This window comes from Bradyrhizobium sp. CCGE-LA001 (assembly GCF_000296215.2).
Lineage (GTDB): Bacteria > Pseudomonadota > Alphaproteobacteria > Rhizobiales > Xanthobacteraceae > Bradyrhizobium.
The window spans coordinates 1,036,162-1,045,000 of sequence record NZ_CP013949.1 but is presented as its reverse complement, the minus strand read 5'-3'; the positions used below and the strand labels follow the sequence as shown (position 1 = coordinate 1,045,000).

General features: G+C 60.3%; 3 protein-coding genes, 2 tRNA genes and 2 rRNA genes (1 of these 7 cut by a window edge). 3 read left to right on the top strand and 4 right to left on the bottom strand.

The annotated features are described in order from the left end of the window. The 4 genes from BCCGELA001_RS05055 to BCCGELA001_RS05040 form a co-directional block, all read right to left on the bottom strand. Positions 1–1,225, bottom strand: a 23S ribosomal RNA gene (locus BCCGELA001_RS05055); it reaches 1,621 nt to the left of the window's first position. 383 nt (positions 1,226–1,608) lie between these two features. Next, positions 1,609–1,684, bottom strand: a tRNA-Ala gene (locus tag BCCGELA001_RS05050). 33 nt (positions 1,685–1,717) lie between these two features. Beyond that, positions 1,718–1,794 (bottom strand) — tRNA-Ile (locus BCCGELA001_RS05045). A 220-nt stretch (positions 1,795–2,014) separates the two neighbouring features. Beyond that, positions 2,015–3,503: ribosomal RNA gene (locus BCCGELA001_RS05040) — 16S ribosomal RNA — on the bottom strand. The 16S and 23S rRNA genes sit together here with 2 tRNA genes alongside, the layout of an rRNA operon. Positions 3,504–4,601: 1,098 nt before the next feature. Here BCCGELA001_RS05040 and BCCGELA001_RS05035 point away from each other — a divergent pair. From BCCGELA001_RS05035 to BCCGELA001_RS05025, 3 genes are all read left to right on the top strand, one after another. Continuing rightward, positions 4,602–6,665 carry a M23 family metallopeptidase gene (locus BCCGELA001_RS05035; protein ID WP_060734760.1) on the top strand — a complete coding sequence of 688 codons (2,064 nt, stop codon included), beginning with the start codon at positions 4,602–4,604 and terminating at the stop codon, positions 6,663–6,665. A 154-nt stretch (positions 6,666–6,819) separates the two neighbouring features. After that, a complete protein-coding gene (locus BCCGELA001_RS05030) occupies positions 6,820–8,436 on the top strand; it encodes an SMP-30/gluconolactonase/LRE family protein (RefSeq protein ID WP_060737493.1) in 1,617 nt (538 codons plus the stop codon). Positions 8,437–8,523: 87 nt separating this feature from the next. Then, positions 8,524–8,787: a hypothetical protein gene (locus BCCGELA001_RS05025; protein ID WP_008543449.1), complete on the top strand. Its 264-nt coding sequence runs from the start codon at positions 8,524–8,526 to the stop codon at positions 8,785–8,787. The last annotated feature ends 52 nt before the right edge of the window (positions 8,788–8,839 follow it).

Here is an 8,839-nt window from a genome sequence, read left to right as displayed (position 1 = left end):
CCCCGTTACATCTTCGGCGCAGAAACCCTTATTTAGACCAGTGAGCTGTTACGCTTTCTTTAAAGGATGGCTGCTTCTAAGCCAACCTCCTGGTTGTTTTGGGATTTCCACATCCTTTCCCACTTAGCCACGAATTAGGGGCCTTAGCTGTAGGTCCGGGTTGTTTCCCTCTCCACGACGGACGTTAGCACCCGCCGTGTGACTCCCGGATAGTACTCTCAGGTATTCGGAGTTTGGTTGGGTTTGGTAAGACGGTAAGTCCCCCTAGCCCATCCAGTGCTCTACCCCCTGAGGTATTCATCCGAGGCGATACCTAAATATCTTTCGCGGAGAACCAGCTATTTCCCAGTTTGATTGGCCTTTCACCCCTAACCACAAGTCATCGGAGCCTTTTTCAACAGGCACCCGTTCGGTCCTCCAGTGAGTGTTACCTCACCTTCAACCTGCTCATGGCTAGATCACTAGGTTTCGGGTCTAATACAACGAACTTGACGCCCTATTCAGACTCGCTTTCGCTACGCCTTCGCCTATCGGCTTAAGCTTGCTCGTTAAATTAAGTCGCTGGCCCATAATACAAAAGGTACGATGTCACCCAGAACGAATCTTGGGCTCCATCTGTTTGTAGGTGTCCGGTTTCAGGTCTATTTCACTCCCCTCGTCGGGGTGCTTTTCACCTTTCCCTCACGGTACTGGTTCACTATCGGTCGCTGAGGAGTACTTAGGCTTGGAGGGTGGTCCCCCCGTGTTCAGACAGGATTGCACGTGTCCCGCCTTACTCGTGGATACATCATCGCATTACTCGTACGGGGCTATCACCCTCTGAGGCCCAGCTTTCCTGACTGGTTCCGATTGTCTTTGATGTATCACTGGCCTGGTCCGCGTTCGCTCGCCACTACTAACGGAGTCTCTGTTGATGTCCTTTCCTCCAGGTACTTAGATGTTTCAGTTCCCTGGGTTCGCTTGAAACCTCCTATGTATTCAGAAGTCTCATACCTTCTCTTGATAACCGGAAATCCAAAACCTCGCGGTCATGGTCCCGATCATTTCTGGTCGAACACCAAGACACAAGGTCTTGGAGTTCCGGCTATCGAAGGTGGGTTTCCCCATTCGGAAATCCATGGATCAAAGCTTCTTCGCAGCTCCCCACGGCTTATCGCAGCGTAGCACGTCCTTCATCGCCTCTCAGCGCCAAGGCATCCACCGAACACCCTTAAGGCACTTGATTGCTCTCATTATCAATGTCCACACACTCGGCAGAATGTTGTCTGTACGATTGCCTTGCGGCGCGCACCCTCGATGAATGCTACGTACAGCCGGACATTGACTAGAAAGACCAGCTTGCTTCGTAAGATCGTTCCGATAGCGAGGCGGTCAAGCTTCGCTAAAAGGATCATTTTACAACTCGCAGCCAACCTTGCGGTCAGCGTCGAGCGCCGAAAATGATCCGGAGATAATGAAGGCCCGCGCAACGATATGCTGCACGACCCAACTCGGATCGATCTCCTCTTTACGATGTCAGAAAACACGCAGTTCACTGTCTATCCAGACTAGTGAATGCGAAGTGATGTTTCGCGGACGACGGTACAAGATCTCGGTGATCAAGCCATCTGGTGGAGCCAGACGGGATCGAACCGACGACCTCATGCTTGCAAAGCACGCGCTCTCCCAGCTGAGCTATGGCCCCGTAACCAGAAGACGAATGCCCGCTCGATGAAAGTGGTGGGCCTGGGAAGACTTGAACTTCCGACCTCACGCTTATCAAGCGCGCGCTCTAACCAACTGAGCTACAAGCCCCTAACGCTATCCTCATCAGGACTAGGGTCTTGCGTGCAAGCAACCGCGACAAGCGCAGATGCAATCGCACAGCGCAGCCCCGGCGCGTGTTCGTCCGCGAAGAAAGAGAAACGTAGACGGCGAAATCCCGCCAATGCAGCTCAACGATCTGGCGATCTGTTGGCCACTGATGTTTCTAAAACGGTTCGATAGAAGCAAGCTTCTGAAGAACCATCCTTAGAAAGGAGGTGATCCAGCCGCAGGTTCCCCTACGGCTACCTTGTTACGACTTCACCCCAGTCGCTGACCCTACCGTGGCCGGCTGCCTCCATTGCTGGTTAGCGCACCGTCTTCAGGTAAAGCCAACTCCCATGGTGTGACGGGCGGTGTGTACAAGGCCCGGGAACGTATTCACCGTGGCGTGCTGATCCACGATTACTAGCGATTCCAACTTCATGGGCTCGAGTTGCAGAGCCCAATCCGAACTGAGACGGCTTTTTGAGATTTGCGAAGGGTCGCCCCTTAGCATCCCATTGTCACCGCCATTGTAGCACGTGTGTAGCCCAGCCCGTAAGGGCCATGAGGACTTGACGTCATCCCCACCTTCCTCGCGGCTTATCACCGGCAGTCTCCTTAGAGTGCTCAACTAAATGGTAGCAACTAAGGACGGGGGTTGCGCTCGTTGCGGGACTTAACCCAACATCTCACGACACGAGCTGACGACAGCCATGCAGCACCTGTGTTCCAGGCTCCGAAGAGAGGGTCACATCTCTGCGACCGGTCCTGGACATGTCAAGGGCTGGTAAGGTTCTGCGCGTTGCGTCGAATTAAACCACATGCTCCACCGCTTGTGCGGGCCCCCGTCAATTCCTTTGAGTTTTAATCTTGCGACCGTACTCCCCAGGCGGAATGCTTAAAGCGTTAGCTGCGCCACTAGTGAGTAAACCCACTAACGGCTGGCATTCATCGTTTACGGCGTGGACTACCAGGGTATCTAATCCTGTTTGCTCCCCACGCTTTCGTGCCTCAGCGTCAGTATCGGGCCAGTGAGCCGCCTTCGCCACTGGTGTTCTTGCGAATATCTACGAATTTCACCTCTACACTCGCAGTTCCACTCACCTCTCCCGAACTCAAGATCTTCAGTATCAAAGGCAGTTCTGGAGTTGAGCTCCAGGATTTCACCCCTGACTTAAAGACCCGCCTACGCACCCTTTACGCCCAGTGATTCCGAGCAACGCTAGCCCCCTTCGTATTACCGCGGCTGCTGGCACGAAGTTAGCCGGGGCTTATTCTTGCGGTACCGTCATTATCTTCCCGCACAAAAGAGCTTTACAACCCTAGGGCCTTCATCACTCACGCGGCATGGCTGGATCAGGGTTGCCCCCATTGTCCAATATTCCCCACTGCTGCCTCCCGTAGGAGTTTGGGCCGTGTCTCAGTCCCAATGTGGCTGATCATCCTCTCAGACCAGCTACTGATCGTCGCCTTGGTGAGCCGTTACCTCACCAACTAGCTAATCAGACGCGGGCCGATCTTTCGGCGATAAATCTTTCCCCGTAAGGGCTTATCCGGTATTAGCACAAGTTTCCCTGTGTTGTTCCGAACCAAAAGGTACGTTCCCACGCGTTACTCACCCGTCTGCCGCTGACGTATTGCTACGCCCGCTCGACTTGCATGTGTTAAGCCTGCCGCCAGCGTTCGCTCTGAGCCAGGATCAAACTCTCAAGTTGGACTTGAACTTTGAACCGGCTGATCACAACGTTTGACGAGGTCCCACCATTATCGACCGAAGTCGATGTGCTGCCTGCGATTCACATCGCTGGCAACGATGGTGTTTCCTTTGAAACGTGTACCGCCGAAGTCTTTCGTCCGGTCTCGATCAGAAAAGCCGAAGCTTTTCGGAAGCGAGACCCGCAAGGACTCCGCCGTCCACGTTTCTCTTTCTTCATCTTCACTTGTCAAACAGCCCGAGACCGTGGAGGCCTCAACCTTCCTGGGAGGAAGGGTTCCGAGACCCTTACCGACGATGAATGAACTCCAACCGATTTGTGTCGGCTGTTGTGTCACTCAACAAGGTGAGGAGCATCAGTGGCGCGTTCGCTCGCCTTGGTCAGTGACCCGGCGGCGCCGCGCTCAGTGGTTGGGGTTATAGGCCCCGCCTTCCGGGCTGTCAACGCCAATCGTCAACAAATCGTCGCACAGCGGATCATCGAAAAAATTCCAGTGATTCCAGGCCGTTAGGCGCCTCGTAGGTTCGCGAACCGCGACCGCGCGGCAAAAATCTGAAAAAAGTTTGCGCCCCTGCGGGCTCCGGAGGGGCTTCCAGAGCCACCCTGGGCTCTCCCTTCCGGACGCCCCCTGTCCTCTCCCCGGACGCCCCGGTCCTCTTCCCGGACCGAGACCCTGCCCCCGGGGCTGCCCCCTCCCCGCCCTCAAATCCGGCTATCCCCGCCGGCCGTAGGGTCCGCCAAGCCCGGGCCGTTCAAGAAACTTTTCGATATTTGACGCCGTACTTGAGCCACAATCCCGCGGCGTTCTGATAAGAGACAAGCTTGAATCGCGGGTGATGCCAGTGGGGGCTGCCGGCGACTTTGATGGGGTCAGAGGAAGGCGATCTTGCAGATGACGCGGCCTTCTTCCGACATTCGAGAGACATCGAGAGACCTTTTTCCGTTTAGCTGTTCGTAATTCCGGCCGGCCCTTCGTTGGGGCCTTCTGACCGCGAGCGCCTATGCGGCGTGCCGTTTTCCTGCGATACGCCTCGAAGAGGGCGACCGGGGAAGCGGCTCGAAACCGGGCTTTTGGGTCGTTGAATCGGGGGACTTGGGTTGAACCAGAGGACGTCACGCGGCGCTTACGGGCGTGAGACCGGGATCATCGATCTCGGCCACGAGCCGCCGCTGTCCGTCGATGGTTCTGAGGCCGCCGTCATCGATCGGCGCCGCGTCTCGGTGCAGTGGTTCAGCGGGACGATTCTGACCGGACTCTGCGGCGCGGCCCTGATCGGCGGCGCCGTTTTCGCGTCGCTCGACGGCGAGATGACCTTCGCCAGAGTGCCGGAGCGGGTCGAAGGCGCGTTACGCGGTGCCTTCGGCGCCGGCGATCGCGCCGCCACGCTGCACAAGAGCGACCGCCTGCCGCCGCCGAGCGAATCCACGGCTTCGCGCAACATCATGCGCGTCTCCACGGTCGCCCGCGTCGGCAACCGTGACGTGATGCGGGTGCGCCCCTTCGTCCGCATCGCCGGCAATCTGTCGATGACGACGAGCGATCTGTCGGCGAAGATCCCGCCGTTCAACGCGCAGCGCCTGCTCACCGACGTCGGCTCCGATCCAAAGACCGCCTCCGACGATCCCAACAATCCCGAGGCCGTCGAGCCCGACGCCGAAGTCTCCTTCGTCACCAAGGACCTGTCGCCGGTGCTGCCGAAGGCGAAGATTTCCGCCGTGGTGGCGCTCGACGACATCCTGATGCGGGTGCGCGATGCCGCCAATTGGCGCGGCAATGGCGGGGTGCGCTACGCCTCGCTCTCCAATGCCACCGCCGATGTGTCCGGCGCGACCGGCCCCTCCGACATCCGAAGCGCCTACGCTCCCGAATCCTCGTCGTCCGATCCCTATGCCGGCTTCGAGACGCGCGTGGTGCCCGAAAACGTCACGCTGCTGCCCAAGACCAAGGAGCAGATCACCGGCGGCAATCCCAACGGCGAACGCGCCCACATGGTCAAGAAAGGCGACAGCGTCGCCGGCGTGCTGCGCGATCTCGGCGCCACCGCCGAGGAGATCAAGGCGATCACCGTAACGCTCGGCCCCCGCGGCCGCGACGGCGGCCTGAAGGAAGGCGAGAAGCTCCGCATTTTGATGGCGCCTGCGAGCCCCGGCGCGCGCCTGCAGCCCTACCGCGTCGTCGTCGCCAACGACACCATGGTCGAGGCGATCGCGGCGCTGTCCGATCTCGGCAAATACGTCGCGGTCGATGTCTCCAGCATGAACACCGTCGCCGACGCGGCAGCCAACGCCAGCAGCGACGACGATGACGATGATGACGGCTCCGGCGTCCGGCTCTACCAGAGCATCTACGAGACCGCGATGCGCAACAAGGTGCCGATGCCGGTCATCGAGGACATGATCAAGATCTATTCCTACGACGTCGATTTCCAGCGCAAGGTGCAGCCGGGCGACTCGTTCGACGTGTTCTATGCCGGCGAAGACGAGGGCGTGACCGCGACCGAGAAGAACGAGGTGCTGTTCGCCTCGCTCACCGTCGGCGGCGAGACCAAGAAATACTATCGCTACCAGAGCCCCGACGACGGCGTCGTCGACTATTACGACGAGACCGGCAAGAGCGCGAAGAAGTTCCTGGTCAGGAAACCCGTCAACAACGCCATCATGCGCTCCGGCTTCGGCGGGCGCCGCCACCCGATCCTCGGCTACGTGAAGATGCATACCGGCGTCGACTGGGCCACCTCCTACGGCACGCCGATCTTCGCTTCCGGCAACGGCATGATCGAGAAGGCCGGCCCCGAGGGCGGCTACGGCAAGTACATCCGCATCAAGCATTCCAACGGCTACGAGACCGCCTACGGCCATATGTCGGCCTTCGCCAAGGGCATGGAAGTCGGCAAGAAGGTGCGGCAGGGCCAGGTGATCGGCTTCGTCGGCTCATCGGGCCTGTCGACCGGCCCGCACGTCCACTACGAGATCCTGGTCAACGGCCGCTTCGTCGACCCGATGCGCGTGAAGCTGCCGCGCGGGCGCTCGCTGGAAGGTCCGATGCTGGCAAGCTTCGAGAAGGAGCGCGACCGGCTCGACGGCATGATGAGCGGCCGCGGCGGTGCCATCGCCCGCATGTCGGATGCAACCGGCGGACCGTTGCAGGTCAGCAACCGCTGATAGCGGCCGGCCTGTAGCGGCCGGGCATTTTCAAACAGGATTTCAAACGGGAGACGCTGCGGAGCGCAGGCCGCTTTGCGGCGTCACAACGTCAAGTTTCGTTTGCCAAAGCGGAATGACGGGCGAATACTTTCCAAAAAAAGGAGGTCTCGCCATGAAGAACAGGCTCGCCTGCGCAGCCGTCGTCGCTGCGCTTTTCTCCACCACGAGCGTCTCGGCCGAAACCTGGGAGGTCACCAAGCTGGTCCCGGGCTCGGCATTCCATGGCGTGCACGGGCTCGGCGTCGACAAGGCCGGCCGTCTGTTTGCCGGCAGCGTCGCGGGCGCGGCGCTCTACGAAGTCGACATCGCGGGTGGTACCGCCAAGGTTGCAGTCCCCGCCCCGGTCGGAATGGCCGACGACATCGCGTTCGCGCCTGATGGCACCATGGCATGGACCGGCTTCCTCGCCGGCGATCTCTATGCGCGCAAGGGCGATGGCCCGATCAAGAAGCTCGCCTCCGGGCTTCCCGGCATCAACTCGCTCGCCTTCCGCAAGGACGGCAGGCTCTACGCCACCACCGTCTTCCTCGGCGATGCGCTCTATGAAATCGACATCGAGGGCGTCAAGCCGCCGCGCCAGATCATGGAGAAGATGGGCGGCCTCGGCTTCGAATTCGGCCCCGACGACAAGCTCTACGGTCCGCTCTGGTTCAAGGGACAGGTCGCAAAGGTCGACGTCGACAAGGCCGAGCTCACCGTCGTCGCCGACGGCTTCAAGGTGCCGGCCGCGGTGAATTTCGACTCCAAGCACAACCTCTTCGTGGTCGACACCGCGCTCGGCCAGCTCGTCAGGGTCGATCCCAAATCGGGCGCCAAGACCATGATCGCGCAATTGAAGCCGTCGCTGGACAATCTCGCGATCGATGGCCAGGACCGCATCTACGTCTCCAACATGGCCGACAACGGCATCCAGGAGATCGATCCCGCGACCGGGCAGGCCAAGCAGATCATCATCGGCAAGCTCGCTCTGCCCGGCGGCATCGGCGTCACCTCGGAGAACGGCAAGGATACGATCCACGTCGCCGACGTCTTCGCCTATCGCACCGTGGACGGGGCGACCGGCGAGGTCACCGAGAAGGCGCGCATGCATGCCGCAGGCGTCACTCTCGAATATCCGATGAGTGCGACGACGCGGGGCAACGACGTGATCCTGTCGAGCTGGTTCACCGGCACTGTGCAGGTGATCGACAGCAAGACCGGCGCGACGCGCGATATGCTGCACGACTTCAAGGCACCGCATGACGCGGTCGTGCTCGCGGACGGCAGCATCCTGGTGGCCGAGCTCGGCACCAAGTCGCTGGTCAAGGTGAGCGGTGAGCACGGCAAGGATCGCACCACGCTGATCGGTGGCCTCGAAGGACCTGTGGGTCTCGTTCGCGGCAAGGCTGACGAGGTCTACGTCACCGAGGCTTTTGCAGGCACCGTGTCCCGGATCGATGCCAACGGCGAAAAGACCGTGGTCGCCAAGGAGCTGAAGATGCCCGAAGGCATCGCGCGCACGGGCGACGGCAAGCTGGTCGTGGCGGAAGTCGGCACCAAGCGGCTGATCGAGATCGCGCCGGACACCGGCAAGATCACCGAGATCGTGGCTAATCTTCCGATCGGCCTCGTGGGCGCACCGGGCGGCCTGCCGACGCATGTTCCGACTGGAGTGGCGGTCGGCGCAAGCGGCGTGATCTACTTCTCGTCGGACGTGGAGAACGCGATCTACAAGGCAGTGAAGAAGTAGCATGCGCCGGAAGGCCGGGGCAGCGGAACTCGCACGCGGACCTGCCGGTTAGAGCTTGACGGAAGCCGACCAGCAGGAGGATCGCCCATGACGCGCCTCTCACGTGACGATGTCGTCAAGTCCGTGGACCGGGCCGACGACGTCACCATTGCCCAGATCATCGGAACCGGCGCGACCGTCGAGGAGCTTGCCGAAGCCCAGGCCTGGCTCGCCAATGACGAGCCGTTGATCAACGATCTCCGGCCGCTGGCGCAGGGACGTGTGCGCGAGCTGGTGGACATCTTGTCGGAGCTCGAAGAGGACGACGAGGAGGAAGGCCCGGCCGCGGGCTCGGCTGCCACGGCCGAGTGAACCACGCATCCACGCGACGGCAGATCGCAGGACCGCGGAGCCACAGCGCAAG